Below are 24,957 nucleotides of genomic sequence, written 5' to 3'. Positions count from 1 at the left end.
AAAAAAAAGGCCGGGTCCAGAGGACCCGGCGGGGGAAGTTCTTAGGGAGGAAACGCCCAGGAACGGGCAAGCGCTGAAGTATGTTCGCGCCGCGCCGATGCAAGGGGTCACGGCCAAGTTTTTTCGATTTCCGCGAGTGGTCTGCCGGCGTTGCGCCGAGTGGATGTTCCGTCGCCGCGCCGGTGCGTCTAAGGCCGGGGCGTCGTCGCGGAGGTCACATGAAGCTCGAACCCAAGGTGCTGGAAAACGCGTTCGTGCGGCTCGAGCCGATGGCCGAGGCGCATCGTGAGGGGCTGCGCGCGGCCTGCAACGCCGACCAGGCGGTCTGGACCGAGCTCTATCCCTTCTCGTGGGCGAACGAGCACTTCGAGCCCACCTGGGCCCGGCTGATGGGGGATCAGGCCGCCGGGACGACCCAGCCCTACGCCGTGATCGCGGGCGGCGAGGTGGTGGGGATCACCACCTTCTACGCCATCGAGCCGGCCAACGCGGCGGTGGCGGTCGGGGGGACGTACTACCGGCCGGACGTCCGGGGCGGGCCGGTCAATCCTGGCGCCAAGCGGCTGATGATGGGCTACGCCTTCGAGGCCGGCGCGCGGCGGGTGGTCTATCACGTGGACGCGCTGAACGGCCGCTCGCGCGCGGCGGTGCTGAAGCTGGGCGCGATCCAGGAGGGGATCATGCGCCAGGACCGGATGACCTGGACCGGCCGCGTCCGCGACACGGTGGTGTTCTCGATCCTGGCCGACGAATGGCCCGCCGTGCGCGATCGGCTCGACGCGCGGCTGGGGGCTTTCGCTTAGGCGGCCCTCCCCCTCCACCCCGTTCCGCGGTCCCCCTCCCCCGCAGGCGGGGGAGGAGCGCTCGTCCCCTGCGAAGCGGGGGAGGTGGCGGCGCAGCCGCCGGAGGGGGCGTCAGGCCGCCGCCGGCGCCTTCAACCGGTGGACGTTCTCGGGGACGTCGAAGAACACCTGCGCGGCGTTCTCGGCGACCTCCTGGGCCGTGTAGGGCCGGCCGGGGGCGAAGCCCTCGGTCTCGACCATCTTGATCTCGCGCACGCCGCGCGAGGAGACGCCGAGGATCTTGCCCGAGTGTTCGGCGGCCAGGTCGCTGACCATGAAGAGCACGCCGGGGGCGACGTTCTCGGGCAGACTCAGCGGATCGGGCTCGCGGTCCTTGCGGCCGGGCAGGTCGGAGGTCATGCGGGTGTAGGCGCCGGGCGCCAGGCCCATGACGCGGATGTTGTACTTCCGCCCCTCGATCGACATCACCCGGACCATGCCGTAGATGCCGGCCTTCGCCGCGCCGTAGTTGGTCTGGCCGAAATTGCCGTAGAGGCCCGAGGTGGACGAGGTGAGCACCATCGAGCCGCCGCCGTTGTCCTTCATCCACTTCCAGACCGGCAGGGCGCAGCAGTAGGTGCCCTTGAGGTGCACCTTGATCACCTTGTCCCAGTCCTCCTCGGAGGTGTTGGCGAAGGTCTTGTCGCGCAGGATGCCGGCGTTGCAGACCAGAACGTCGACCTTGCCGAAGGCGTCGAGGGCGGTCTTCAGGATGTTCTCGCCGCCGGCGATGGTGGAGACATCGTCGCCGTTGGCCACGGCGCGGCCGCCCGCGGCCTTGATGTCGGCGACCACCTTCTCGGCGGCGGCGCTGGTCCCCGATCCGGAGCCGTCGCGCGCGCCGCCCAGGTCGTTGACGACCACCGCGGCGCCTTCCTTGGCGAACAGCTTGGCGTAGGCCTCGCCCAGCCCGCCGCCCGCGCCCGTGATGATGGCGACCTTCCCGTCCAGCAATCCGGCCATGACCTTCCTCCCATACCGTTCTTTGGAAGCATCTTCGGACCCGGGGAGGGCGGATGGCAAGGGGCGATGCGCGCTCAGCCCGGCGCCTTGGTCCCCCGCCGCGCCCGGAAGAAGGCCTTGAGCATGGCCGAGCTCTCCTCGGCCAGCACGCCGGCCTCGACCTCGGGGCGCCAGTGGCACGTCGGCTGGTCGAAGAAGCGGGGGCCGTGGACCACGGCGCCGCCCTTGGCGTCCTCGGCGCCGAACACCAGGCGGCCGATGCGGGCGTGGCTGATGGCGCCGGCGCACATGGCGCAGGGCTCCAGGGTGACGAACAGGGTGAGGCCGGTCAGGCGGTAGTTGCCGAGCTTCCGCGCCGCCTCGCGCAGGGCGACGATCTCGGCGTGGGCGGTGGGGTCGTGGGCGCCGATCGGCTGGTTGGCGCCCATGGCGATCACCTCGCCCGAGGCGGAATCCACGACGACCGCGCCCACCGGCGTCTCGCCGGCCGCGGCGGCGGCTTGCGCCGCTTCGAGCGCGATGCGCATGGTCTTTTCGTCATGGTCCACGATCCCCTACGAACAGAGCCGCGCGAGCCGGGTCAAGCCGAGAGCGAGGACGGCGCCGAAAGCGGCGAACGCGTCGCCAAGCTGCTGGCGCGCTCGGGCGTGGGCTCGCGCCGCGACGTGGAGCGGCTGATCGGCGAGGGCCGGGTGGCGATCAACGGCCGGGTGCTGACGACGCCGGCGGTGAAGGTGGAGCCCGGCGACATCCTCACCGTGGACGGCGAGGTGGTGAGCGAGCCCGAGCCCGCGCGGGTGTTCCGCTACCACAAGCCGGTGGGGCTGGTGACGACCCACAAGGACCCGGCGGGGCGGCCCACGGTGTTCGGCGCCCTGCCGGAGGGGCTGCCGCGGCTGATCTCGGTGGGGCGGCTCGACCTCAATTCCGAGGGCCTGCTGCTGCTGACCAACGACGGCGAGCTGGCGCGCGCGCTGGAGATGCCGTCGAGCGCGATCGTGCGCCGCTACCGCGCCCGGGCGCACGGGCGCACCAATCAGGAACGGCTGGACCGGCTGAAGGACGGGATCACCGTCGAGGGCGTCCGCTATGGTCCCATCGAGGCCAAGCTGGACAAGGCCAAGGAGGGGCCGCAGGGCGCGAACCTGTGGATCACCGTCACCCTGCACGAGGGCAAGAACCGCGAGGTGCGCCGGGTGCTGGAGGCGCTGGGCCTGAAGGTGAACCGCCTGATCCGCCTGGCCTACGGGCCGTTCGCCCTTGGGACCCTGGGCGTGGGCGAGATCGAGGAGGTGGGGCCGCGGGTGATCCGCGAGCAGCTCGCCGAGCACATCGCGCCCGAGAACCTGCCCACCGGCGAGCGGCCGCAATACCGGGCCCCGGCCAAGCAGCGCCGCCGCGCCCAGCAGGCGGCCGAGGCGGCGGCCACGCAGGCCCCGCAGGCGCCCGCCGAACGGCCGGCGAAGAAGGCCTACAAGGCCGGCTGGGCCAAGCCGAAGGTCAAGGCCCGGCCGCACCCGCCGCCCAAACCCAAGCCGAAGCCCAAGGGCAAGCCCGGCGCGGCTAAGCCTTCTGGATCTCCGCGGGCTGGCGGGCCGCCCGCAGGGCCTCGCGGGCCGAAGCCGTCCGCATCACCTCGGCGAACGAGCGGCGCTCGTCGGCCAGGCCCTCCGCGACCGGGCGGTCGAGGGCCGCGCGGGTGAGGCGCTTGGCGTAGGCGATCCCCTCGGCCCCGCGGGTCTCCCACTCGGCGGCGATCTCCAGGGCGCGGGCCAGCGGGTCGGCGGCCAGCTCGTGCACCAGGCCGATGGCGTGGGCCTGCTCGCCCGTGAAGGTGAGGCCGCGCAGGATGATCTCCAGGGCCTTGGCCTCGCCCACCACGCGCGGCAGCCGCTGGGTGCCGCCGCCGCCGGGGAAGATGCCGACCCGGGTCTCGGGCAGGCCGATCGCCTCGACGCCCGGGCTGGCGATGCGCAGGTCGCAGGCCAGCGACAGCTCGAACCCGCCGCCCATGCACAGGCCGTTGATGGCGGCCACCACGGGCTTGGGCGCCTCGAAGATCTCGTCGGTGAGGGCCAGGAACCCCTGGCGGGGCCGGGCGCCGGGCTCGGGCGGGGGCGGAGGCGGCGCGTCCCTTGTCGCGTCGCTGGCCGTGGAGAGTTCGCCGACGTCGTAGTGGCGGATGAAGATGTCCTTCAGGCCGCCGGTGACGACGACCGAACGCACGGCCGGATCGGCGGCCAGCGGGCGGAACGCCTCCAGCATCTCCTGCGCGCCCGCGGCGGTCATGGTCCCGAACGGCGGGTTCGCATAGGTCATCACCGCTGTCCCACCGCGGCGCTCGACGCTCACCAGGCCCATGGTCTCCTCCTCTTGCTTTGTTGTCCGAAAGCCTGGATCGGAAGGGCCGACTTCACAAGGATGACCCAGCGTTGCGCATCGTATCGGGAGACTTCCGCGGGAAGGCGCTGATCGCGCCCAAGGGCGAGGCCACGCGCCCCACCTCGGACCGGGCCCGCCAGGCGATCTTCAACATCCTGGAGCACGCGCCCTGGAGCGAGGGCGTGCGCGACCGCCGCGTGATCGACTTGTTCGCCGGCTCGGGCGCCCTGGGCTTCGAGGCCCTGTCGCGGGGGGCGGCCTTCTGCCTGTTCGTGGAGACCGACGAGGCGGCGCGCGGGGCGATCCGCGAGAACGTGGACGCCATGGGCCTGTTCGGCCGCACGCGGGTGCACCGGCGCAGCGCCAGCGACCTGGGCGTCAGGCCCGGCGCCGACGGGCCGGCCTTCGACCTCGCCTTCCTCGATCCGCCCTACGCCAAGGGCCTGGGCGAGCAGGCGCTGGAGCGCCTCGCCAAGGGCGGCTGGCTGGCCGACGGCGCCATCGTCGTGTTCGAACGCGGCGCGGGCGAGCCGGATTTCGAGGCCGAGGGCTACGAGCGGCTGGACGCGCGCGACTACGGCGCCGCGCGCGTCCATTTCCTGCGGGCTCTACCAGCCGCGGGCTGAGGTGCGGTTGTCGCCCTGGGCGCGCAGGCAGAGCAGGCCCTCGCGGGTGATGCGATAGGGGCCGCCGCCGCGGCTGGCGATCAGCCGCTTCTGCTTCAGCGACTTGAAGACCGCGAGGTCGCAGTCGGAGAGGCGCCAGCCCTCGCGGGTGACGCATTCGGCGGCGACGAGGGTTCCGCGTTCGTCGCGTTCGATCAGGATCGCGCCGCCCTGGGCGAGCGCATGCAGCGTGCGTTGCTGCGGCTTGGAGATGTTCAAGGAAATGTCCGGGATCAGGCGTCACTGGGCGCGCCCGCACGGGGCGCGGACGGAACGGGCCTGCCGCATTTCCAGCCGAAGTGGCTGCCGGTTCGGCGCGGGAAATGCGCCGAATTGAACGAGACGAGCCTCGTAGTCCCGATCGGAGGGATCCGATCGGGCGAGGCTGTCGTCGCCGATCACAAACGAGGAACCGGTCGGCGGCTAGGCCCGGGCCTCGGACACATTCTCAGACATGGACTCCACCTGAAGCGGACTGCGCCGGAGGATGGCCGAGCTTCGCCGTTTCGGCAACGCTTGACCCTCACGGGACGTGAGACCTCAAGTGCCTGGGCCATCGGCAAGGGAACGATTTTCTTGAGCGGCTATACGGTCAAGCAGGTGGCGAAGCTGTCGGGCGTCTCGGTCCGCACGCTGCACCACTACGACGACATCGGGCTTTTGAAGCCCGCGGCCGTCGGCGCGAACGGCTACCGCTATTACGGCAAGGACGAGCTCCTGCGCCTGCAGCAGATCCTCTTCCATCGGGAGCTGGGCTTCCCGCTGGACGAGATCCGCCAGGTGCTGGACGCGCCGGACTTCGACCGGATGGCGGCGCTGAAGGCGCACCGCGCGCGGCTTGAGGCCGAGCGGCGGCGCTATGGGCGGCTGCTCAGGACGATCGACGACACCCTCGCCGCTTTGCAAGGAGCGACGACGATGGACGACAAGGCGATGTACCGGGGCTTCGACCCGGAAAAGCAGGCCAAGCAGGAAGCCTGGCTGGTGGAGCGATACGGGCCCAAGATCCAGGACTCGATCGATGCGGTGAAGACCGCGCAGAAGGGCTGGACCCAGGCCGATTTCGACCGGTCGCAGGCCGAGATCGCCGAGATCGAGACCGGTTTCGTCCGCGCCCTGACCTCGGGCCTGCCGGCGGACGGCGAGACGGTCCAGGCCCTGACCAGCCGCCACTGCGACTGGATCGCCCGGTCGTGGCCGCATCCGGTGAGCCGGGTGGCCTATGAGAACCTCGCGGTCCTGTACGGCGAGCACCCCGACTTCCGGGCCCGCTATGAGGCCCAGGCCGCCGGCATGACCGAATATCTGCAGGCGGCCATGCGAGCCTATGCGGCCGAGGCGCTCGGCTAGACCCCGTCGTCAGAGCGCCAGCAGCGCGACCGGCAGGAGCGAGCCCGCGCCCAGCAGGATCAGGGCGAGCGTCTTCTGCCGGGCCTGCACCACGCCGATCCACAGGCCGAGCAGGGTGGTGGCGACCAGGCCGACGGCGGTGGCGGTGAAGAACCAGCGGCTGGCCACGACCGAAGTCTCCGGCGCGGGCGGCGTCGCGCGCGGCGCGGCGGCCTGGGCGGGCGCGCCGCCCCTGGCCGGCGCGGCGCCCTGGCGCTGGGGCCGCACGGCGAACTTCTGGTGGATGTGGACCTGGCCCAGCTTCTCGACGATCGGGGCAGGCGTGTAGTCGCCGTGGGCCTCGTGCAGCTTCAGCTCCTGCAGGCCGCCGGTGACGGCGAAGAACAGGATGGCCGGGGCGAAGAACACGCCCAGCCACAGGTGGATCTGCCGCAGGAGCCTGGGCCAGGGGATTCTGCGGGGCTTGGACGCGACGCTCACGAAAGGTCCTCGGCGTTGATTGCGGCGGAGCTTTCGCGCGGGATTCCGGCGAACGCATTGCGCAATCTCATGTCGGATGCTGCGGCGCTGAAATGTGCTGCGCGACCGGGCTCTAGCGCCGGCCGAACAGGCGCTCGATGTCGGCCAGCTTGAGTTCGACGTAGGTGGGGCGGCCGTGGTTGCACTGGCCGGAATGGGGGGTGGCCTCCATCTGGCGCAGCAGGGCGTTCATCTCGGGCGCGGTGAGGCGGCGGCCGGCGCGGACCGAGCCGTGGCAGGCCATGGTGGAGCAGACGTCCTCCAGCCGCTCCTTCAGCGCCAAGGCCTGGCCGTTCTCGGCGAGGTCGTCGGCGATGTCGCGGATCAGGCCGGCGGCGTCGGTCTGGCCCAGGAGAGCGGGGACCTCGCGCACCAGCACCGCGCCGGGGCCGAAGGGCTCGATCACCAGGCCCAGGGCGGCCAGCTCGTCGGCGCGGGCGGCGACGCGCTCGGCCTCGGCGGGGTCGAGCTCGACCACCTCGGGCAGCAGCAGCGCCTGGCGGGCCACGCCCCCGTCGTCGAGCTCGGTCTTCATCCGCTCATAGACCAGGCGTTCGTGGGCGGCGTGCTGGTCGACGATGACGACGCCGTCGCGGGTCTGGGCGACAATGTAGGTCTCGTGGACCTGGGCGCGGGCGGCGCCCAGCGGATAGTCGACGGGATCGAAGGCCGGCGCCGGGGCCTCGCCTTCGGCCATGCCGGAGTAGGCGGCGTCCGGCGCCGGCTCGGCGCGGGCCGAGACCTCGGTCAGACCGGGTATGGCCTGGGCGATCGCCGCGCCCATGTCGCGCCGGTCCCAGCCCCCTTGGGACCAAGCCGAGAAGCCGCCGCCCGAGGGCCGCTGCGGCGGCAGGCTGGAGGGGCGGAAGCCGCCCAAGGCGGCGCTGGCGACGGTGGTCGAGGCCCGGTGTCCGGCCCCGGCCAGGGCGTGGCGCAGCCCGCTGACGATCAGGCCGCGCACGAGGCCGGGATCGCGGAAGCGCACCTCGGCCTTGGCCGGATGGACGTTCACGTCGACCAGGGTGGGGTCGAGTTCGAGGTAGAGGGCGGCGACGGGATGGCGATCGCGCGCGAGGAAGTCGGCGTAGGCGCCGCGCAGCGCGCCCTGCAGCAGCCGGTCGCGCACCGGCCGGCCGTTGACGAACAGGTACTGATGCGCCGCGTTGCCCCGGTTGAAGGTCGGCAGGCCGGCATAGCCGGTGAGGCGCACGCCCTCCCGCTCCTGGTCGATCAGCAGCGCGTTGTCGGAGAATTCGCGGCCCATGATGGCGGAGAGCCGGGCGAGGCGCCCGTCGTCGCCGGCGGGCTCGGCCGGGAGGCGCAAGGTCCGGCGGCCGTCGATGTCGAGGGCGAAGCCCACGGCCTCGTGCGCCATGGCCTGGCGCTTCAGCTCCTCGGCGATGGCGGTGGACTCCGCCCGCTCTGATTTCATGAACTTCAGGCGCGCAGGGGTGGCGTAGAAGAGGTCGCGCACCTCGACGCGGGCGCCGTGGGGGCCGGGGAAGCCGGCCGGCGCCACCTGGCCCACCGCGCCGCCCTCCACGAAGATCGCATGGGCGTCGGCCAGGCCCTTGGCGCGGCTGGTGATCGACAGGCGCGCCACCGAGCCGATCGAGGGCAGGGCCTCGCCGCGGAAGCCCAGGGTGGCGATGCGCAGGAGGTCGTAGTCGCCGGCGTCGTCGGGGGTGAGCTTGGAGGTGGCGTGGCGCTCCACCGCCAGCGGCAGCTCCTCGGCCGTCAGGCCCTGGCCGTCGTCGGCCACCAGGATGCGGGACAGGCCCCCGCCGTCGGCCTGGACCTGGATCTCGGCCGCCCCGGCGTCCAGCGCGTTCTCCACCAGCTCCTTGACGGCGCTCGCGGGCCGTTCCACCACCTCGCCGGCGGCGATGCGGTTGATCAGTTCGGCGGGAAGGCGGCGGATCGGCATGGACCTTCCTAACTAATACGATTCCAGGCGGCCCGTTTCCCAGGATTGCTCGCGTGAAGACCCGTATTCCTTGCCTCATCGCCGTTCTCGCCCTGGCCGCGGCGCCGGCGGGCGCCCAGCCGCAGCCGGGGACGCCGGCCATCGACGACCCCGACGCGACGCTCGTGCAGGAGCTGGTGGTGCGCGGCCGCCTGCCCGGACCGGCGTGGTGGCAGGTGTCGGACGCCGACACGACGGTCTACGTGCTGGGGGTGCCCTCGCTGGCGCCCAAGCGGATGCAGTGGAACCGCCGGGTGTTCGAGCGGCGCCTGGAGGGCGCCAACGAGGTGATCCTGCCCTTCGTCAACGTGAAGGTGAAGCTGGGCGGCTCGATCGGCTCGATGTGGAACCTGATGCGCCTGAAGTCGGGCGGCCCGTTCGAGGACCGGCTGGACCCGGCGACCCGGGCGCGCTTCGTGGCCGTTCGCGAGAAGCTGGGCCACGATGCCGGTCACTACGGCACCAAGAACCCGCTGGCGGCGGGGGTGCAGCTGGCCATCGACTACCGAGACGCCTCGGAGCTGACCAACATGGATCCGGCCAAGCTGGTCCGCTACCTGGCCCAGCAGAAGGGCGTGAAGGTGGTGACCAAGAGCTACGACCTGGGCCGCCAGCTCAGCGGGATCATCCGCACGCCGGCGGCCTCGGGCCGCGTCTGCTTCGACGAGGTGCTGGCCCAGGCCGAGGCGGGCCCCGAGGTCACGCGCGCCGCGGCGCGGGCGTGGGCCGACGGCGACGTGGAAGGCGCGCTGGCCAACGAGCGGACCTACGAACGCTGCCTGGCGGCGATCTCGGGGGGCCGCACCTACGACGAGAAGACCAAGGCCGACGAGGCCGCCGCCATCGCCCAGGCGCTGAAGACGCCCGGCCACGCCATCGCGCTGGTGCCGCTCAGGCCCCTGCTGGCGCAGAACGGCGTGCTGGAGCGCCTGCGCGCCCAGGGTTTCGATGTGAAGACGCCGGACGAGGCGGAATAGGGCGCGAGATTTCCCTCCCCTTCATGGGGAGGGTGGACCGGGCGTCAGCCCGGGACGGGTGGGGGCGGCGGCCGCCCCACCCCGCTCGCTGCGCGAGTCGCCCTCCCCATGAAGGGGAGGGAAAGGGCTTAGAGCCCGGGGAGCTTGATTTTGGTCCCGCCTTCGCGGTGGATCGTCACCGGCTGGTCGCCCGTGAGCTTGGCGATCCGCTCCTTCTCCTCGGCGGCGTCGATCGGGGCCGTGGAGCCGTCGAGCCCGGATTGCGGAGCGGCGGCCGTCTCGCCCTTCTTCCAGAACATCACCCGGTCGGCGAAGCTCTTTTCCTTGTGGGCGATGTCGCCGAACTCGTCGTCGACGACGTAGCGGACCAGCGGGTCGGCCTTGTCGGCGCCGGCCTTGGCGGCCAGCAGCTTCTCACCCTGCGACCGCTGCTCGGCCTCGCGCTGGCCCAGGAGGGCGATGCGCGCGGCGCTTTCGGGCTGGAGTTCCTGCGGGCGCGGCTCGCCGGGGGCCGGCGGGCGCAGCGCATAGTCAGGCGGCACCACCAGCGGGGCCTTGGTGACGATGCGGAACTCGTCGGGGGTGACCTTCGACATGCCGAGCGCCTTCTGGGTCGACTGGCAGCCGGCGAGACCCGCGGCCGCGACCAGGGCGGTCGCCACGATCACTCGGTTGACGCTCATGGACGATAGAGACTCCTTGAGGCCCCCAGCCTCGGAGGCAACGGCATAGCGCAATCGGGCGCTGAGGCCAACGCCGTCAATCGCCGCGGCCGCTGCGGAAGCTGTCGAGCAGCAGCAGGGCCACCCCGATGGTGATGCCCGAATCGGCGACGTTGAAAATCCACGGGAAAAAGCCGATCCGCTGGACGTCGATGAAATCGACCACGGCGCCGAAGCGGGCCCGGTCGATGGCGTTGCCCACCGCGCCGCCCATGACGAGGCCCAGACCGAGGGCCGGCAGCCAGCGCGTCTGGTTGCGCGCCCAGGCGCCGAGCAGGGCCGCCACGGCCAGCGAGAAGCCCACGAGGCCCCAGCGCACGAGGTCCTGCTGGGCCTGGAGCAGGCCGAAACTGACGCCCTGGTTCCAGATGCGGGTGAACTGCAGCGGCCACAGCACCTCGATGGTCGCCTGCTCGGGCAGGCGCACGACCGAGAGGATCCACCACTTGCTGAGCTGGTCGAGGGCGATGACCGCCAGGCCGACGGCGTAGGCCCGCCAGCCCCAGCGGGTCACGCGGGGGGACGGGGGCGCGTTCTCCACGGCTCCGCTCATGCGCGGGCGGCGTCCCAGGCGGCGACCGCGTCGGCGTCGCGCAGCGACAGGTCGGGATAGCGCGGGTCGGTCCCCACCTCGGGCAGGATGCGCCAGGAGCGGGCGCACTTGCGGCCCTCGGCGCGCAGGGGCTCGACGGCCACGGCGGCGACCTCGGGCAGGCGGAAGGCGCCGGCCGGGCCCTCGCCGGCCACCAGGGTCGCCTGGCTGGTGCGGAACACCTCGGCGGCGTCCAGCTCGCCGAAGGCGGCCAGCAGGTCGGGATCGGCCACGTGGACGCGCGGGGCGGCCTCAAGCGCGGCGCCCAGCCGCTTCTCGCGCCGCTCGACCTCCAGCGCGCCGGTGACCACGGAGGTCACCTTCTGGACCTTCGCCCAGCGGGCGGCTTCGGCATCGTTGCGCCATTCGGCCGGCGTCTGCGGGATGGTGCGCAGGCAGTTGGAAGGCGCGTCGGGATAGCGCGTGGTCCAGGCCTCTTCCATGGTGAAGGGGATGAGGGGGGCGAGCCAGGCGGTCAGGCGCTCGAAGGCGGCGTCCATCACCGTGCGCGCGGCGCGGCGGCGGACCGCGTCGGGCCGGTCGCAGTAGAGGCTGTCGCGGCGGATGTCGAAGAACAGCGCCGACAGCTCGTCCTGGCAGAAGTCGAGGATCGGGCGGATCACGTCCTGGAACAGATAGCCCTCGTAGGCGGCGCGCACCTGGCCATCCAGTTCCCAGAGGCGGTGCAGGATGAAGCGCTCCAGCGGCGGCATCTGATCCAGCTCGACGGCCTCGTCGGGGCCGTAGTCGGAAAGGGCGCCCAGCATGTAGCGGACGGTGTTGCGCAGCTTGCGATAGGCGTCGGAGGTGGTCTGGAGGATCGTCTTGCCGATGCGGCTGTCGTCGGCGTAGTCGATCATCGCCGCCCACAGGCGGATGATCTCGGCCCCGCTCTCGCGGATCACCACCTCGGGGTCGACGACGTTGCCCTTGGACTTGCTCATCTTCTCGCCGGCCTCGTCCATGGTGAAGCCGTGGGTGAGGATGGCGTCGTAGGGCGCGCGCCCGCGGGTGCCCGAGCTTTCCAGCAGCGAACTCTGGAACCAGCCGCGGTGCTGGTCGGAGCCTTCCAGGTAGAGATCGGCCGGCCACTTGGTGTGGGCGCGGTTCTCCAGGGTGAAGGCGTGGGTCGAGCCCGAGTCGAACCAGACGTCGAGGATGTCCTCGACCTTCTCGTAGCGGTCGGGATCGTGGGCGCCCAGGAAGTCGGTCGAAGGCCGGGTGAACCAGGCGTCGGCGCCCTCGGCCCTGATCGCCTCGACGATCCGGCGGTCGACCTCGGGGTCGTGCAGCGGGTGGCCGGTCTCCTTGTCGACGAACATGGCCAGCGGCGAACCCCAGGCGCGCTGGCGGCTGATCAGCCAGTCGGGGCGGCTCTCGACCATGGCGCGGATGCGGTTCTTGCCCCCGGCCGGATAGAACGTCGTGGCCTCGATGGCCTCCAGCGCCGCCTCGCGCAGGGTGCGGCCGCCGAGCTGCGGGGTCTCCACCGGCTCGTCGATGCGGATGAACCACTGCGGCGTGTTGCGGAAGATCACCGGGGCCTTGGAGCGCCAGGAGTGCGGGTAGCTGTGCTCCAGCCGCCCGCGCGCCAGGAGCCGGCCGGCCTCGATCAGCTTGTCGATGACGGCGGGGTTGGCGGGGCCGAACCTGCCGGCCTTCTTGCCCTCGGTCTCCAGCACCTTCAGGCCCGCGAACAGGGCCACGTGCGGATAGTAGGCGCCGTCGGGATCGACCGTTTCGGGGATCTCGCGATGGCCGTGGGCCAGCCAGACCAGATAGTCGTCGGCGCCGTGGCCCGGGGCGGTGTGGACGAAGCCCGTGCCGGCGTCGTCGGTCACGTGGTCGCCGCTGAGCAGCGGCACGCCGAACTGGTAGTGCGGGTCGAGGTTGGCGAAGGGGTGTTCGCACTCCATGCCCTGGCAGTCGACCGGCTCGACGCGGCGGAACTTGGCGACCTTGGCGGCGGACATCACGTCGGCGGCCAGCTTGTCGGCGACGATCAGCTTGTCGCCGGCCTTGGCCCAGGGCTCGAACTCCAGGCCCTCCTCCATCGCCTCGACCACATAGACCGAGTAGGCGATGGCCTCGTTGTAGCTGATCGCCCGGTTGGCGGGGATGGTCCAGGGCGTGGTGGTCCAGATCACCACGCTGGCGCCACGGGCGGCGTCGCTGCCTTCGACGACGGGGAACTTCACCCAGATCGTGGGGCTGACATGGTCGTGGTACTCGACCTCGGCGTCGGCGAGCGCGGTGCGTTCCACCGGGCTCCACATCACCGGCTTGGAGCCGCGGTAGAGCTGGTCGGAGGCCACGAACTTGTGGAACTCGGCGACGATGGCCGCCTCGCTCGTGAAGTCCATGGTGGCGTAGCGGTTCTCCCAGTCGCCGATCACGCCCAGGCGCTTGAAGCCGTCCTTCTGGACGCCCATCCAGTGGGCGGCGTAGTCGCGGCAGAGCTTGCGGAACTCGGCCTTGGAGACCTCGTCCTTGCGGCGGCCCTTGGCGCGCAGCTCCTCCTCGATCTTCCACTCGATCGGCAGGCCGTGGCAGTCCCAGCCGGGCACGTAGTCGACGTCGTAGCCGAGCAGGAACTTCGAACGGACGACGAAGTCCTTCAGCGTCTTCTGCAGGCAGTGGCCCACATGGATGGCGCCGTTGGCGTAGGGCGGCCCGTCATGCAGCACGAACAGCGGCGCGCCCGCCCGCTGCCGCTCGGCGCGCATGGCGTGGTAGAGGCCGGTCTCGTCCCACCGGGCCAGGGTCAGCGGCTCCTTCTGCGGCAGGCCCGCGCGCATGGGGAAGGGCGTCTCGGGGAGGAATACGGTCTCGCGGTAGTCGCGAACGGGCTTGTCGGCGTCGTCGGCCATCACTCGGTGTCCAGAAGTTCGGGGGAGAGGTGCGGGAAACCCGGCGCGCGCGGCCGTCCGGCGGCGTCACGCCGGGCGTATAATTCGCAGGCTCGTCCGAACCGTCGTCATCGCGGTGGCTCTAACAGAGTGGGCGCCGGGCGTCATCCCCGCAGGCGGCGCAGCCCCGGCGCGAAGCGGTCGCGCGCCGCCCCGGCCGGCGAGAAGCGCTTTGATGGGCCGCGCGGATCGCGTCGTCGCCGACGCCGTCCAGAGGTGGAAATTGCGAATTTTCTGGAGCGCGGGAAGTTTTTCGGATAGGATGCGCAAATCGAAATTCGAAATGGTTCGGTTGCTCTCCACGCTTGTTCTTCGGATCGAGCCCGGACTTACCTAGATCCAATCCGATAAATCGATGCGACGCCCCGCCGGGGTGCGCGAAATATTGTGCTTGAAAGGCGACAAAAATGGCTTCTGGTACCGTGAAATGGTTCAATCCCACCAAGGGCTTCGGCTTCATCCAACCTGACGACGGCGGCAACGACGTCTTCGTCCACATCTCGGCCGTCGAGCGTGCGGGCCTCGGCTCGCTCAACGAAGGCCAGAAGGTCAGCTTCGAGCTGGAGCGCGACCAGCGCAGCGGCAAGATGTCGGCCGGACAGCTGCAAGCCGGCTGAGGACTGGCGGGGAGGCGGGCGCCCGTCCGCGTCCCCGCAACGTCATGACCGTATCCACAATCGAACACGCCTTCGAGGTCGCCCGTTCCGGAGAAGTCGCCGACTTCGAGGAGCTCAAGCGACGCCTGAAGGCCGACGGCTGTCGCGCCGTCGACGCGCTGCTCGCGCCCCGCAGCATCCGTGGCCATCTGGCGGCGATCTGCGCAGCGACGTTCCCTGCGGCCCAGGCCGCGCCCTCTCCGAGGCGCCCGTGAAAGAATTCCAACGAACCGACTTCGCCGAGCGACTGAAGACAGCCGCCGAAGCGAAGAAGGCCCTGCTGGCCGGTTTCCGGCCCAAGCCGACCGTCAACGCCGGTGAATTCACGCCCCGCGCGGAAGCGAAGAAGGCCGAGCTGGCGCAGGTGCGCCAGGCGCGCATCGACGCGAAGGCCGCCAAGCTGCAGGCCGCGGCGGACGCCGCCGAAGCCGCCGCGCTCGCCGTCCAGGCCGCCGCGACCGCCGAACTCGACGCCAGGCGCGGCGAACGCAAGGAGCGCAAGGCGCTCAGCAAGGCCGAGCAGAAGGCGAAGCGCGACGCGCGCTACGCCGCCCGCAAGGCGCGCGCCTGAACCCAAGCTCCTGAGGAGGCCTCGATGGCGAGGAAGCCGAATTTCGATTTCGAGCGTCGTGAACGCGACCGACTGAAGGCGTTGAAGAAAGCCGAAAAGGCGGAAGCGAAGCGGGCGCAGCGCGCACCCGCCGCCGCTGATCCCGAGACGCCCGCGGCCAACGAAGAAAGCTGAGCATGCCCAGCGGCGAGATCTACAACCACGAGACCGTCGCCATGGACGGCGAAAGCTTCTCGGGCTGCGAGTTCCGGGACTGCCGGCTCGTCTACGCGGGCGGCGAGCCGCCCGTGTTCGTCGACTGCAGCTTCGTCGGCTGCGACTGGAAGTACGACGCCTCGGCCGCGCGCACCCTGGCCTACCTCAAGGTGGTTTGGAGCGTCGGCGGCAAGGCGTCCGTGCAAGCGCTGATCAAGGACATCACCGCCGCCCGCTAGCGGCTACGCCCCCAGGATTTCCCGCGCCCTGGCCGCGTCGGCCATCACCTGCTGCGTCATCACCTCCAGGCTGGAGAACTTCTCCTCCGGCCGCAGGAAGGCGATCAGGTCGGTCTCGATGACGCGGTCGTAGATGTCCTCGTCGAAGTCGAACAGCCAGACCTCGAGCAGGGGCTTGGTGACCCCCGTAACCGTCGGATTGACGCCGATGTTGGCCACGCCGGCCAGTTCGCGCCCGTCGGAGAGCCGCGTGCGGGTGGCGTAGACCCCGAAGCGGGGCGTGACGTAGTCGGCGAGGTCGACGTTGGCGGTCGGGAAGCCCAGCTTGCGGCCCAGCTGGCGGCCACGCTGCACCGGGCCCTCGATGGCGAAGGGCCGGCCCAGAACCTCGGCGGCGACCTCCGGGCGGCCCTCGCGCAGGGCGTCGCGCACCGCGGTGGAGGAGAACTTCGCCACGCCGCCGTCGCCGACCGGCTCGGCCACCGAGACCCCGAAGCCCATCTCCTGGCCGTAGGCCTTCATGGTCCGCGGCGTGCCGGTGCGGCCCTTGCCGAAGGAGTTGTCGAAGCCCACGGCCACGTGGCGGGCGCCGAGGCCCTCGTGCAGCACGCGGGTGGCGAACTCGCGGTCGGTCATCCCCGCCAGCTCGGCGGTGAGCGGCAGGACGTAGAGCATGTCGACGTTCAGCTTCTCGAGCGCCCGGGCCTGCTGGTCGGTCTTCATCAGGCGGAAGGCCGGCTCGTCGGGGCGGAAGTAGACGCGCGGGTGCGGATCGAAGGTGATCACCCCCAGCGGCGCGGAAAGGTCCTCGGCCGCCCGGGCCGCCAGCTCGATCACCTTCTGGTGGCCGAGATGGACGCCGTCGAAATTGCCCATGGCCAGGGCCGCGCCGCGGTCGCCGGGCGGCAAATCCTTCCAGCCGCGGATCACCCGGATGCGCTTCATACGGCGCGGACCCTCACGCCCCGCGCCGGGGCGCGATCACCAGCGCCTCGCCGTCCACCACCGTCTTTCCGCCCACCTCGCATACCGTCTCCAACGTGACATGGCCGCGCGCCGCGTCCAGGGCCTTCACCGTCGCCCGCGCGGTGACCAGGTCGCCGATCTTCACGGGCCGCCTGAACCTGAGCGACTGCGACAGGTAAATCGCGCCTGGTCCGGGCAATTTCGTGCCGAGGACGGCCGAGATATAGGCGCCCGACAGCATGCCGTGGGCGATCCGCTCGCCGAAGGTCGTGGTCTTGGCGTAGGCGTCGTCCAGGTGCACCGGATTATTGTCGCCCGAAACCTCGGCGAACGCCTCGATGTCGGCGGCGCCGACCACGTGGCTGATCTCGGCCGACTGGCCCACCGTCAATTCATCGAAATAAAGCCCCTGCACGCGCTTGCGCCCCCTTTTTTGCTTTTTCCCGCTCCCCCCGGAGCCGGCTACCAGACCATATCCGCAATGACCCAGTTCGCCGCTAGCCCTTCCTGGCGCATCAAGTCGCCCACGATGCGCAGGTCGAGGCCGGTCTCGCCCACGGTTTCGGCGCCATGGATGCCGTTGGCGACGAAGAGGACGTCAAGCCCACGGGCGTTGGCGCCGCGGATATCGGTGGGCAGGCCGTCGCCGATGCAGAGCACCCGGCCGCGGTCCACGGGCCGGCCGAGCGCGGCCTCGGCCTCCCGGAGCGCCATGTCGTAGATGGGCTCGTAGGGCTTGCCGGCCATCACGGCGCGGCCGCCCAGGCTCTCGTAGAGCTGGGCCAGGGCGCCGCCGCAGTAGATCAGCCGGTCGCCGCGCTGCACGACGATGTCGGGATTGGCGCAGATCAGGTCGAGGCCACGGTCGGCGCACAGGCGGAAGCGGTCGCGGTAGTCGGCGGGCTCGTCGACCTCATCGTCGTAGGGACCGGTCACCGAGATGAAGGCGGCGTCCTCGGCCCCGCCGAAGTCGAGCCCCAGCCCTTCGTAGAGGACGGCGTCGCGCTCGGGGCCGATGGCCCACACCGGCCCGGGCGCCCGCTCGGCCAGCAGGGCGCGGGTGGCGTCGCCCGAGGTGACCAGCCGGGTCCAGGCGGCGCGCGGCACGGCCAGGCCGTCGAGCTGCTCGACGATCGGCGGGTGCGGGCGCGGCGCGTTGGAGATCAGGATCACCGGGCCGACTTCGGCGCGGAACCGGGACAGGGCGGCGGTGGCGGCGGGGAAGCTTTCGCGGCCGTTGTGGATCACGCCCCACACGTCGCAGAGCAGGACGTCGTAGCGGCCGGCGAGCTCGGAGAGCCCGGAGATCGGGGTGGGGGAGGTCATGGCCGGCGGCGGTTAGCACGTTCCTCCGGCCCGGCGAAGCACGCGAGGCCCCATCATTCCGGACGGAAGGGCCGTCATCCCGGTCAAGGCCCCTTAGGGGCCGCCGAACCGGGATCCAGCCGCACGGCGCCGACGACGCGCCCGTTGCGGTGTCGAGGGCGGGGATGCTGGGTCCCGGATCTTCGGGCGCTTCGCGCCCTTCGTCCGGGATGACGGGTGGGGGTTTACGCCGCCCGCACGCGCAGGCGTTCGACGTTCGAAGGCGGCGGCGGCGCGCCGGCCTCGCTGAGCACGGCTTCCTTGATGGCGCGGGGCTCGCCGAACAGGTGGCCTTCGCCCAGGCGTATGTCGAGGTCGAGGATGTCGACCACCTGGCGCTCGGTCTCGACCTTCTCGGCCACCAGCTCGATGCCGTAGCGGCGGGCGAGCAGGGCGAAGTCCTCGGCGGCGAGGTCGGGCAGCGAGCGCAGCACCAGCCGCTCGTTCACCTCGGTCAGCTCGTCCAGCAGCGCCTGGGCGCCCAGCTTCACGAACCGCACCTCGCAGCGGGCGAGCTCCTGCAGGTCGAGGTCGAGGTTGGTCACCTTGTCGAGGCTGAACCGAAAGCCCAGCTCGGCCAGGCGCGCCATGTTGCGGGCTTGGACGTTGTTGCGGTTGTCGAAGGCCGCCTGGCCGATCTCGAACACCAGCGCCGGGGCGAGGTCGCGGTTGGCGCGCAGCAGGTCGACAAACTGCGGGAAGAAGTCGTCGTCGCCCAGGCTGGCCAGGGAGATGTTGCAGAAGATGCCGACGCGGCGGTCCTGGCGCGCCAGCCGGCGGACGATCTGGACGCAGCGGAACAGCAGCAGGTTGTCGATGGCGGTGACCAGGCCGCCGGGCTCGGCCACCGAGAGGTATTCGGCCGGCATGATGACGGCGCCCGTGGCGTCGCGCAGGCGGGAATAGCCCTCGTAGAAGACGGTCTTGCGCTGCGGCAGGGCGACGACCGGCTGCAGGTAGAGGTCGACGCGGTTCTGGGACAGGGCGTCGCGGACGATCTCGCGCAGGCCCGCCGGGCGCGGGGCGGCGTAGCCGCCGGCGGCGGCGAGATAGGGCGCGGGGGCCTCGTCGAAGCGCTGGCCCATCTTCTGGACCAGGTCCTCCAGCATGTGGACCTCGTCTTCGAGTTCGGCGGAACGGGACAGGTCGATCTCGACCGCCTGGGCCACTTCCACGAGCCGGCCGTCTATCCGCTCGACCTGGCCCAGCAGGATACGGTGCGCCTCGCGCACGGCGTCGACCTCGCCGCGGATCTCACGCATCTCCAGGAAGCGCATGATCATGCCGTGGGAAGCCAGGCACAGGCCGAGGCACCCCATGAGCGCCGAGCCCGCCACGCCCCAGCCGAAGCCGTAGCGCCACAGGCTGACCGCCACGATCAGCGAGAGACAGAGATAGGTCGCGCAGAGCAACGCGAGGGTGAGCCGGCGCATGGGACCCCGATCCGAATCACCCGGAGTATCCGCTGGGGACTCCCGGGCCGTCGAATTCATTAACCATGCCCCGGGTTCGGGTTTGGTTAACGCGCGATGGGGGCGAGCCGGCGCAGCCTTGCGTCACGCAGCCACAGGCCGCCCCAGGCGATGAGCGCCAGATAGGGACCGAACAGGATGTGGCTGAAGACCGGCGAGCCGGCGACGAGGTGGACGGCCGCCGTGCCGCCCATCAGGGCCGCGACCAGCACGGCGCCCAGGAGCGAGGTGCGCGGGAACAGGTAGAGCGCCACGATGATCAGCTCGCCGAGCCCGATCCCGAAGCCGCTGTCCGGCGGCAGGCCGAGCTGGCGGCCGGTCCCCTCCACGATCGGAAGGCGGATCAGCTTGATGGCGATGTCGAAGGCCATGAAGGCCGCGAACAGGCCGGAGAGCGTCCAGCCGGCGATGGTCAGGGCGCGGCTTTGCGGCGAGGCGCCGGGCGTGACGGTGAGCGCAGTCATGTCGAGGTTCCTTCGAGGGAGCGGGCGCCCGCGGCCGGCGGGGAGGAGGGACCGGCCGCGGGCGCGCCTCAGGCCGCGGGGCTCAGGCGGCCTGGTTGAAGGCCCAGACGAAGCCGAAGGGGTCGCGGACCTGGCCCCAGATGTCGCCCCAGAACATCTTCTGCGGCGGCATGATCCCTTCGCAGCCGGCGGCGACGGCGCGGTCGAACCACGCCTGGGCGTCGTCGACGATGAGCTGGAGGGTGATGGCGGCCGGCGCGACCTTGGCGTGGCCGTGCTCCTCGTAGAAGTCGCCGAGCATCATCGACGAGCCGTTCACATAGAGGTGGATGTGCATGGTCCGGCCCTTGTCGTCGACCGGATGCTGGGCGGCGATCTCGGCGGCGAAGGCCTTCCGGTAGAGTTCGGCGGCCTTCACGGCCCCGTCGACGGCGAGGTAGGCGATCACCCCGCCCTTGGTCTCCACCTGGGGCACGGGACGGGTTTCGAGCGTTTCGGACATCGGGGGCTCCTTGGCTGAGCGGTTGTGCTCCAAGGACGCGCGACGGCAGCCTGGCCCGACATCCGTCGCCAGAACTATTTCGACCGCCGGCGCCCGAGCCCGAGCCGTCATCCTCGCCCCCGTGGCGAGGATCCCTCGTTCCGCCCCACGAATGTTGGGGGACATCCCGCGCCGTGCGGCCGCGAGAGGGATCCCAGGCACGAGGCCTGGGATGACGGGACGGGGTCGGTCGCTCGGCCGATCGCAGGCGGCGTTCAGGCCGCGCCGGACCTCGGCGCGTGATCCCGGGACAGACGGTCCAGGTGCTGGCGGATGTGGGCGGCCTCCGCCGGCGTGTTGGCGAGCGCGATGGCCCGGTCGAACGCCGTGCGCGCGGCCTCGTGGCGACCGAGCTCCAGATTGAGCGCTCCGGCCAGGCCGTGGAAGTAGAAGTAGTTCGCCAGGCGGTCGGACAGCGGCGCGATCATGTCGAGCGCGGCTTCGGGGCCGGCCACCTTGGAGACCGCCACGGCGCGGTTCAGCGTCACCACGGGCGAGGGCGTCAGCCGCTCCAGCGTGGCGTAGAGGGCGTCGATCTGGGTCCAGTCCGTGTCGGCCGGCGAGGGGGCGCGGGAATGCAGCGCCGCGATCGCCGCCTGCACCTGATAGGGACCGGGCCGGCGGTGGCGCATGGCCTTGTCGATCAGCGCCAGCCCCTCGGCGATCGGCTTGCGGTCCCACAGGCCGCGGTCCTGATCGTCGAGCAGGATCACCTGGCCGTCGGCGTCGAAGCGCGCGGCGGTGCGCGACGACTGCAGCAGCATCAGCGCCAGCAGGCCCATGATCTCGGGCTCGGTCTGGAACATGCGCAGCAGCAGGCGCGTGAGCCGGATCGCCTCGCCGCAGAGCTGGGCGCGCTCGGGATTGTCGCCCGCGGAATAGCCCTCGTTGAAGACCAGATAGAGCATGGCCGCGACGGCCGCGACACGCTCGGCCCGCTCCACGGGGCCGGGGGTCTCGAACGCGGCGTCGCCCTGGCCCACGAGCCGCTTGGCGCGGGTGATCCGCTGTTCCATCGCCGCCTCGCTCACCAGGAAGGCGCGGGCGATCTGGACCACCGAAAGGCCCGAGACGATGCGCAGCGCCAGCGCGATCTGCTGCGTGGCCGGCAGGTCCGGGTGGCAGCAGATGAACAGCAGGCGCAGGACGTCGTCCCGATAGTCGCTTTCGTCGATGCGCGAGGCCGCGCGCTCCTCGGCGTCGTCCAGGTCGGACAGCACGTCCTCGGAGGGCAGTTCGGCGTCGCGCGAGCGCTTGCGCACCCCGTCCAGCGCGGCGTTGCGGCCCACCATGATCAGCCAGGCGGCTGCATCGCGCGGCGGTCCGTTCTTCGGCCAGTTCTTCAGCGCGCGAAGGCACGCGTCCTGAAAGGCCTCCTCGGCGGTGTCGAGGTCGCGGAAATAGCGCAGCAGCGCGCCGACGGCCTGGGGCCGGGCGGCGGTGATCGCCGCGTCGATCCAGGCCAGGTCGCTCACCGCGCGGCGCTCGCGGCGGCCGGATCGACAGGGGCGCCGGCGTTGTAGACCGCGAGCGGTCGGATCTCGTAGGCGCCGCCGGGATTGGCCTCGCCCAGGTCATGGGCGACCTGCAGCGCTTCCTCCAGATCGGCCACGTCGAGGATGTAGAAGCCCAGCAGCTGTTCCTTGGTCTCGGCGTAGGGGCCGTCGACGACCAGCGGCGGGTCGCTCTTGCGGAAGGTGGTCGCGGCGGTGGTGGGCAGCAGGCGCAGCGAGGGCCCCATCTTGCCGGCCTTCTCCAGCCGGTCGCGCACCACGCCCAGGCGCGCCATCACCTCGGCGTCCTGCGTCTTGTCCCAGGCCCAGACGGTGGCCTCGTCGTTGTAGCAGAGCAGCGCGTAGAGCATCGGCGGGCCTCCTCGTTCGTCCCAAGGACGCGCGAGGATGCCAGAGCCCGACAGGCGCGGGAAACTATCGCGTGGGGACGGGCTTCTCGCCGCGGTAGTCGTAGAAGCCGCGGCCCGACTTGCGGCCCAGCCAGCCCGCCTCGACGTACTTCACCAGCAGCGGGCAGGGTCGGTACTTGGAGTCGGCCAGCCCCTCGTGCAGCACGTTCATGATCGACAGCACCGTGTCGAGGCCGATGAAGTCGCCCAGCTCCAGCGGGCCCATCGGATGGTTGGCGCCCAGCTTCAGCGCCGTGTCGATGGCCTCCACCGTGCCGACGCCCTCGTAGAGGGTGTAGATCGCCTCGTTGATCATCGGCACCAGCACGCGGTTGACGATGAAGGCGGGGAAGTCCTCGGCGTTGGAGGTGGTCTTGCCCAGCGACTGGGCGAACTGGACGGCGACCTCGTAGGTCTCGGCCTCGGTGGCGATGCCCCGGATGATCTCCACCAGCTTCATGGCCGGCACGGGGTTCATGAAGTGCAGGCCGATGAACCGGCCGGGCCGGTCGGTGACCGACGCCAGGCGGGTGATTGAGATCGACGAAGTGTTGGAGGCGAGGATCGTCTTGGCGGCGAGGTGGGGCGAAAGCGCCTTGAAGATGGTCTTCTTGGTGTCCTCGTTCTCGGTGGCCGCCTCGATCACGAGGTCGGATCCGCCGATCGACTGGAGCTCCGTGGCCGGCTTGATCCGCGTCATCGCCGCTTCCATGGCGGCGGGCTTGATCAGGTCGCGGGCGACCTGGCGGGTCATGTAGCGCTCGATGTGGGCGATGCCCTGCTCGATCCGCTCCTGGCTCACGTCGTGCAGCATCACGTCATAGCCGCCGAGCGCACAGACCTGGGCGATGCCCGAGCCCATCTGACCGGCGCCAACGACGCCGACCGTCTTGATGTCAATCATTCAGACCACGCCTTAATGCCCATCGACGGATTCCGCCGATATATGTGGCAGCTTTCTAACATGCGTATGGCGCGCTGCGGCAAGAGGTTTGCTGCGTCGCAGCAGATCGTCGGGCCGCGCCTCCCGGCCGCTGGGCCGGACGCGGGGCGGGCGACCCGGCGCTAAGCCATGCCGGCGCGGCGGGGCCGCAACCTTCGGATGTCGCGCCTTCGGGGGTCCGGGCCGGCGGGCGTTTCGCCCGGCCGCGGCGCGCGGCGGCGGCGCGCCAATCCACCTCACAATGCCGGAGAACAGCGGTCGTTGGCGCGCGCTCGCGCGCAGGCCTAGGTCATCGGGTGTCGGCCTGGCCGAATGTGTGTGTGAAAACAGAGGACTAAAAATGAACGCCCGAATACTGGCCTTGTTCGCTGCGACCTCGTTCGTGGCGGCCAACGCCGTCCAGGCGGCCGCCGTCGATCGCGACGTCGGCGCCTATCTGAGCGGCGCCCACGCGGCGGCGGCCCGGCGCGCCGCCGCCCATGCGCCGGACCTGAAACACGGCCTGGTGGTGAAGGGCCACGTCGACGCCGACGGCCGAATCTATGACGCGCATGTGGTGCGTTCGTCGGGATCGCTGGCCGATGACGTGACCGTGACCCGCGCCCTTCGCCGGCTGAAGACCCCCGAACCGCCGGTGCGGCTGATCGGCGCGGCCGTCACCCTGACGATCGCGCCGCCCACGGTGAGGCGGGCGGCCAACGACTGATCCCATCCCACCTGCGGCCGGCCTCCGCCGGTCGCCGGCTCCCGGCCGGCGGGGCCCCACGCCGCCGGACGCGGAGAAGGAGCGACCCTGCCCGGCAGGCCGCTCCTGTTCGCGCGCCCCGGGTTTCAGGCCGCGGCGGCGGCCTCGGCGACGCCGACCTCGGCGGCCAGCCATGCGGCGAGGGCCTCGATCCGCCGCAGCTTGCGGCTCTGCGGCCGCCACACCAGGAAATAGCTCCGATCGGAGGCGGAGGTGACGTCGAGCGCGCGCACCAGCCGCCCGGTCGAGAGTTCCGGGTGGGTCATGCCGGTCGGCGCGAGGGCCACGCCCAGGCCCTGGGCCGCGGCCTCCAGCATCATCAGGGTGTCGTCGAACACGGGGCCGGGCGGCGGCGCGTCGGCCACGCCCGCGCCGCGCAGCCAGGCGTCCCAGGGATGGTCGGTGCGGTGCAGGAGCGGAACGCCCAGCAGGTCCCGCGGCCGCCGAAGCCGGTGGATTGCGGCGAAGGCCGGACTGCAGACCGGGAACCACGACACGGGAAACAGCGGCCGGGCCTCCAGCCCCGACCATTCGCCGGCGCCGAAGCGGATCGCGGCGTCCACGCCGTCGGTTCCAAGGTCGGCGCAGCGCTCCTCGACGCGGATCTCCAGGAGCGCGCCCGCGGGATGGGCCAGCAGGCGCGGCAGGCGCATGGCCAGCCAGCGGCGGGCGAGCACCGGCTCGACGCTCAGCACCAGGGCCTCGCGCTCGGGCGCGGCGCCGAAGCGGGCGACGCCGTCGTGGAGCGTCTCCAGGGCCCGGTTCACGTCGGCGGCGAGCCGCAGAGCCTCCAGCGTCGGCTCCATGCTGTTGCCGCGACGCTGGAACAGCTTGGCCCCGAGCTCGGCTTCGAGGCGGCGGATCTGGTGGCTCACGGCGCCGTGGGTGACGGCCAGCTCGTCGGCGGCGCGGCTGTAGCTGCGATGGCGGCTGGCGGCCTCCAGCGCCCGAAGGGCGAAGAAGGGCGGCAGCCGCCGGCGGCGGTGGCGCAAGGTCTCGGACATCCGGGC

Annotated in this window: 29 protein-coding genes and 1 pseudogene; 11 read left to right on the top strand and 19 right to left on the bottom strand. The window is 71.3% G+C overall.

The window, feature by feature from the left end; genetic code table 11:
* The first annotated feature begins 218 nt into the window (after window positions 1–218).
* Window positions 219–803, top strand: a complete 585-nt coding sequence (locus GC203_RS17685; protein ID WP_293457374.1) for a GNAT family protein — start codon at window positions 219–221, stop codon at window positions 801–803.
* A 111-nt stretch (window positions 804–914) separates the two neighbouring features.
* Here GC203_RS17685 and GC203_RS17680 read toward each other — a convergent pair whose 3' ends face one another.
* Entirely contained in the window at window positions 915–1,805 is an 891-nt protein-coding gene (locus GC203_RS17680) for an SDR family NAD(P)-dependent oxidoreductase (protein ID WP_293457372.1), read from the bottom strand.
* A gap of 74 nt (window positions 1,806–1,879) precedes the next feature.
* Entirely contained in the window at window positions 1,880–2,332 is a 453-nt protein-coding gene (gene tadA / locus GC203_RS17675) for a tRNA adenosine(34) deaminase TadA (RefSeq protein WP_293457482.1), read from the bottom strand.
* Between the two features lie 12 nt (window positions 2,333–2,344).
* Here tadA and GC203_RS17670 point away from each other — a divergent pair, with 12 nt between their 5' ends.
* Window positions 2,345–3,508: a pseudouridine synthase gene (locus tag GC203_RS17670; protein ID WP_293457369.1), complete on the top strand. Its 1,164-nt coding sequence runs from the start codon at window positions 2,345–2,347 to the stop codon at window positions 3,506–3,508.
* Here the strand turns inward: GC203_RS17670 and GC203_RS17665 are convergent.
* A pseudogene (locus GC203_RS17665) lies at window positions 3,459–4,094 on the bottom strand (enoyl-CoA hydratase/isomerase family protein); the annotation flags it as partial. The gene GC203_RS17670 and the pseudogene GC203_RS17665 sit on opposite strands and share 50 nt — an antisense overlap.
* A gap of 104 nt (window positions 4,095–4,198) precedes the next feature.
* Here GC203_RS17665 and rsmD point away from each other — a divergent pair.
* Window positions 4,199–4,813 carry a 16S rRNA (guanine(966)-N(2))-methyltransferase RsmD gene (rsmD, locus tag GC203_RS17660; RefSeq protein ID WP_293457479.1) on the top strand — a complete coding sequence of 205 codons (615 nt, stop codon included), beginning with the start codon at window positions 4,199–4,201 and terminating at the stop codon, window positions 4,811–4,813.
* Here the strand turns inward: rsmD and GC203_RS17655 are convergent.
* On the bottom strand, window positions 4,796–5,071 hold the full coding sequence (locus tag GC203_RS17655; RefSeq protein ID WP_293457366.1) for a YjhX family toxin: 276 nt from the start codon (window positions 5,069–5,071) through the stop codon (window positions 4,796–4,798). The genes rsmD and GC203_RS17655 overlap by 18 nt on opposite strands.
* Window positions 5,072–5,428: 357 nt before the next feature.
* On the opposite strand from GC203_RS17655, the gene GC203_RS17650 reads away from it, so the two are divergent.
* Window positions 5,429–6,202, top strand: a complete 774-nt coding sequence (locus GC203_RS17650) for a MerR family transcriptional regulator (protein ID WP_293457364.1) — start codon at window positions 5,429–5,431, stop codon at window positions 6,200–6,202.
* Between the two features lie 9 nt (window positions 6,203–6,211).
* Here the strand turns inward: GC203_RS17650 and GC203_RS17645 are convergent, their stop codons facing one another.
* Together GC203_RS17645 and mutL are read right to left on the bottom strand one after the other, a co-directional pair.
* Entirely contained in the window at window positions 6,212–6,682 is a 471-nt protein-coding gene (locus GC203_RS17645; protein ID WP_293457362.1) for a hypothetical protein, read from the bottom strand.
* 112 nt (window positions 6,683–6,794) lie between these two features.
* Complete coding sequence (gene mutL, locus GC203_RS17640) at window positions 6,795–8,648, bottom strand: DNA mismatch repair endonuclease MutL (RefSeq protein ID WP_293457360.1); 1,854 nt, start codon at window positions 8,646–8,648, stop codon at window positions 6,795–6,797.
* A 53-nt stretch (window positions 8,649–8,701) separates the two neighbouring features.
* Here mutL and GC203_RS17635 point away from each other — a divergent pair, with 53 nt between their 5' ends.
* Window positions 8,702–9,664, top strand: coding sequence for a TraB/GumN family protein (locus GC203_RS17635; protein WP_293457358.1), 963 nt, complete (start codon window positions 8,702–8,704; stop codon window positions 9,662–9,664).
* Between the two features lie 128 nt (window positions 9,665–9,792).
* Here GC203_RS17635 and GC203_RS17630 read toward each other — a convergent pair whose 3' ends face one another.
* The 3 genes from GC203_RS17630 to ileS form a co-directional block, all read right to left on the bottom strand.
* Window positions 9,793–10,347, bottom strand: a complete 555-nt coding sequence (locus tag GC203_RS17630; RefSeq protein WP_293457356.1) for a DUF3035 domain-containing protein — start codon at window positions 10,345–10,347, stop codon at window positions 9,793–9,795.
* A gap of 76 nt (window positions 10,348–10,423) precedes the next feature.
* Window positions 10,424–10,939, bottom strand: coding sequence for a signal peptidase II (lspA, locus tag GC203_RS17625; protein WP_293457353.1), 516 nt, complete (start codon window positions 10,937–10,939; stop codon window positions 10,424–10,426).
* On the bottom strand, window positions 10,936–13,848 hold the full coding sequence (gene ileS, locus GC203_RS17620; RefSeq protein ID WP_293457351.1) for an isoleucine--tRNA ligase: 2,913 nt from the start codon (window positions 13,846–13,848) through the stop codon (window positions 10,936–10,938). Before ileS ends, lspA begins: the two co-directional genes overlap by 4 nt.
* 446 nt (window positions 13,849–14,294) lie before the next feature.
* Between ileS and GC203_RS17615 the strand changes: the two genes are divergently transcribed.
* Genes GC203_RS17615 through GC203_RS17595 form a run of 5 tightly spaced genes read left to right on the top strand, consistent with a single transcriptional unit; the run spans window position 14,295 to window position 15,548 of the window.
* The gene (locus GC203_RS17615) at window positions 14,295–14,504 is read left to right on the top strand and encodes a cold-shock protein (RefSeq protein WP_293457349.1); all 210 of its coding nucleotides are present in this window, start codon (window positions 14,295–14,297) and stop codon (window positions 14,502–14,504) included.
* 44 nt (window positions 14,505–14,548) lie between these two features.
* On the top strand, window positions 14,549–14,758 hold the full coding sequence (locus tag GC203_RS17610; protein WP_293457347.1) for a hypothetical protein: 210 nt from the start codon (window positions 14,549–14,551) through the stop codon (window positions 14,756–14,758).
* Window positions 14,755–15,114, top strand: a complete 360-nt coding sequence (locus GC203_RS17605) for a DUF6481 family protein (RefSeq protein ID WP_293457344.1) — start codon at window positions 14,755–14,757, stop codon at window positions 15,112–15,114. Before GC203_RS17610 ends, GC203_RS17605 begins: the two co-directional genes overlap by 4 nt.
* Window positions 15,115–15,138: 24 nt before the next feature.
* Window positions 15,139–15,288: a hypothetical protein gene (locus GC203_RS17600; protein WP_293457341.1), complete on the top strand. Its 150-nt coding sequence runs from the start codon at window positions 15,139–15,141 to the stop codon at window positions 15,286–15,288.
* A gap of 2 nt (window positions 15,289–15,290) precedes the next feature.
* A complete protein-coding gene (locus GC203_RS17595; RefSeq protein ID WP_293457338.1) occupies window positions 15,291–15,548 on the top strand; it encodes a hypothetical protein in 258 nt (85 codons plus the stop codon).
* A gap of 3 nt (window positions 15,549–15,551) precedes the next feature.
* Here GC203_RS17595 and GC203_RS17590 read toward each other — a convergent pair whose 3' ends face one another.
* The 9 genes from GC203_RS17590 to GC203_RS17550 form a co-directional block, all read right to left on the bottom strand.
* Window positions 15,552–16,493, bottom strand: coding sequence for a bifunctional riboflavin kinase/FAD synthetase (locus GC203_RS17590; protein ID WP_293457335.1), 942 nt, complete (start codon window positions 16,491–16,493; stop codon window positions 15,552–15,554).
* 13 nt (window positions 16,494–16,506) lie between these two features.
* Window positions 16,507–16,929, bottom strand: coding sequence for a MaoC family dehydratase (locus tag GC203_RS17585; protein WP_293457333.1), 423 nt, complete (start codon window positions 16,927–16,929; stop codon window positions 16,507–16,509).
* 47 nt (window positions 16,930–16,976) lie between these two features.
* The gene (locus GC203_RS17580) at window positions 16,977–17,840 is read right to left on the bottom strand and encodes a TIGR01459 family HAD-type hydrolase (protein ID WP_293457330.1); all 864 of its coding nucleotides are present in this window, start codon (window positions 17,838–17,840) and stop codon (window positions 16,977–16,979) included.
* A 224-nt stretch (window positions 17,841–18,064) separates the two neighbouring features.
* Complete coding sequence (locus tag GC203_RS17575) at window positions 18,065–19,312, bottom strand: EAL domain-containing protein (RefSeq protein WP_293457328.1); 1,248 nt, start codon at window positions 19,310–19,312, stop codon at window positions 18,065–18,067.
* An 86-nt stretch (window positions 19,313–19,398) separates the two neighbouring features.
* Window positions 19,399–19,815, bottom strand: coding sequence for a DoxX family protein (locus GC203_RS17570; RefSeq protein ID WP_293457326.1), 417 nt, complete (start codon window positions 19,813–19,815; stop codon window positions 19,399–19,401).
* Window positions 19,816–19,897: 82 nt separating this feature from the next.
* Window positions 19,898–20,317 (bottom strand): VOC family protein, encoded by a 420-nt coding sequence (locus GC203_RS17565; protein WP_293457323.1) that lies wholly within the window; start codon window positions 20,315–20,317, stop codon window positions 19,898–19,900.
* 254 nt (window positions 20,318–20,571) lie between these two features.
* Window positions 20,572–21,831, bottom strand: coding sequence for an RNA polymerase sigma factor (locus GC203_RS17560; RefSeq protein ID WP_293457320.1), 1,260 nt, complete (start codon window positions 21,829–21,831; stop codon window positions 20,572–20,574).
* On the bottom strand, window positions 21,828–22,220 hold the full coding sequence (locus GC203_RS17555; RefSeq protein WP_293457317.1) for a YciI family protein: 393 nt from the start codon (window positions 22,218–22,220) through the stop codon (window positions 21,828–21,830). Before GC203_RS17555 ends, GC203_RS17560 begins: the two co-directional genes overlap by 4 nt.
* A gap of 64 nt (window positions 22,221–22,284) precedes the next feature.
* A complete protein-coding gene (locus GC203_RS17550; protein ID WP_293457315.1) occupies window positions 22,285–23,163 on the bottom strand; it encodes a 3-hydroxybutyryl-CoA dehydrogenase in 879 nt (292 codons plus the stop codon).
* 379 nt (window positions 23,164–23,542) lie between these two features.
* Here GC203_RS17550 and GC203_RS17545 point away from each other — a divergent pair, with 379 nt between their 5' ends.
* Window positions 23,543–23,908: a hypothetical protein gene (locus tag GC203_RS17545; RefSeq protein WP_293457313.1), complete on the top strand. Its 366-nt coding sequence runs from the start codon at window positions 23,543–23,545 to the stop codon at window positions 23,906–23,908.
* A 125-nt stretch (window positions 23,909–24,033) separates the two neighbouring features.
* Here the strand turns inward: GC203_RS17545 and GC203_RS17540 are convergent, their stop codons facing one another.
* Window positions 24,034–24,951 carry a LysR substrate-binding domain-containing protein gene (locus GC203_RS17540; protein ID WP_293457310.1) on the bottom strand — a complete coding sequence of 306 codons (918 nt, stop codon included), beginning with the start codon at window positions 24,949–24,951 and terminating at the stop codon, window positions 24,034–24,036.
* Window positions 24,952–24,957: the final 6 nt, after the last annotated feature.

The sequence above is a fragment of the Phenylobacterium sp. genome, from assembly GCF_016124325.1.
Classification (GTDB): Bacteria; Pseudomonadota; Alphaproteobacteria; order Caulobacterales; family Caulobacteraceae; genus Phenylobacterium.
The sequence above is the reverse complement of the archived record's forward strand: the minus strand, read 5'-3'. Positions and strand labels throughout refer to the sequence as shown.

Excerpts from the sequence above, each read along its gene's own strand:
- GC203_RS17615 (WP_293457349.1), top strand. The coding sequence starts at position 14,295 with ATGGCTTCTGGTACCGTGAAATGGTTCAATCCCACCAAGGGCTTCGGC.
- mutL (WP_293457360.1), bottom strand. The coding sequence starts at position 8,648 with ATGCCGATCCGCCGCCTTCCCGCCGAACTGATCAACCGCATCGCCGCC.
- GC203_RS17545 (WP_293457313.1), top strand. The coding sequence starts at position 23,543 with ATGAACGCCCGAATACTGGCCTTGTTCGCTGCGACCTCGTTCGTGGCG.
- GC203_RS17610 (WP_293457347.1), top strand. The coding sequence starts at position 14,549 with ATGACCGTATCCACAATCGAACACGCCTTCGAGGTCGCCCGTTCCGGA.
- lspA (WP_293457353.1), bottom strand. The coding sequence starts at position 10,939 with ATGAGCGGAGCCGTGGAGAACGCGCCCCCGTCCCCCCGCGTGACCCGC.
- ileS (WP_293457351.1), bottom strand. The coding sequence starts at position 13,848 with ATGGCCGACGACGCCGACAAGCCCGTTCGCGACTACCGCGAGACCGTA.
- GC203_RS17590 (WP_293457335.1), bottom strand. The coding sequence starts at position 16,493 with ATGAAGCGCATCCGGGTGATCCGCGGCTGGAAGGATTTGCCGCCCGGC.
- GC203_RS17555 (WP_293457317.1), bottom strand. The coding sequence starts at position 22,220 with ATGCTCTACGCGCTGCTCTGCTACAACGACGAGGCCACCGTCTGGGCC.
- GC203_RS17565 (WP_293457323.1), bottom strand. The coding sequence starts at position 20,317 with ATGTCCGAAACGCTCGAAACCCGTCCCGTGCCCCAGGTGGAGACCAAG.
- tadA (WP_293457482.1), bottom strand. The coding sequence starts at position 2,332 with ATGCGCATCGCGCTCGAAGCGGCGCAAGCCGCCGCCGCGGCCGGCGAG.
- GC203_RS17580 (WP_293457330.1), bottom strand. The coding sequence starts at position 17,840 with ATGACCTCCCCCACCCCGATCTCCGGGCTCTCCGAGCTCGCCGGCCGC.
- GC203_RS17600 (WP_293457341.1), top strand. The coding sequence starts at position 15,139 with ATGGCGAGGAAGCCGAATTTCGATTTCGAGCGTCGTGAACGCGACCGA.
- GC203_RS17680 (WP_293457372.1), bottom strand. The coding sequence starts at position 1,805 with ATGGCCGGATTGCTGGACGGGAAGGTCGCCATCATCACGGGCGCGGGC.
- GC203_RS17685 (WP_293457374.1), top strand. The coding sequence starts at position 219 with ATGAAGCTCGAACCCAAGGTGCTGGAAAACGCGTTCGTGCGGCTCGAG.
- GC203_RS17570 (WP_293457326.1), bottom strand. The coding sequence starts at position 19,815 with ATGACTGCGCTCACCGTCACGCCCGGCGCCTCGCCGCAAAGCCGCGCC.
- GC203_RS17550 (WP_293457315.1), bottom strand. The coding sequence starts at position 23,163 with ATGATTGACATCAAGACGGTCGGCGTCGTTGGCGCCGGTCAGATGGGC.
- GC203_RS17595 (WP_293457338.1), top strand. The coding sequence starts at position 15,291 with ATGCCCAGCGGCGAGATCTACAACCACGAGACCGTCGCCATGGACGGC.
- GC203_RS17630 (WP_293457356.1), bottom strand. The coding sequence starts at position 10,347 with ATGAGCGTCAACCGAGTGATCGTGGCGACCGCCCTGGTCGCGGCCGCG.
- GC203_RS17670 (WP_293457369.1), top strand. The coding sequence starts at position 2,345 with ATGGTCCACGATCCCCTACGAACAGAGCCGCGCGAGCCGGGTCAAGCC.
- GC203_RS17540 (WP_293457310.1), bottom strand. The coding sequence starts at position 24,951 with ATGTCCGAGACCTTGCGCCACCGCCGCCGGCGGCTGCCGCCCTTCTTC.
- GC203_RS17575 (WP_293457328.1), bottom strand. The coding sequence starts at position 19,312 with ATGCGCCGGCTCACCCTCGCGTTGCTCTGCGCGACCTATCTCTGTCTC.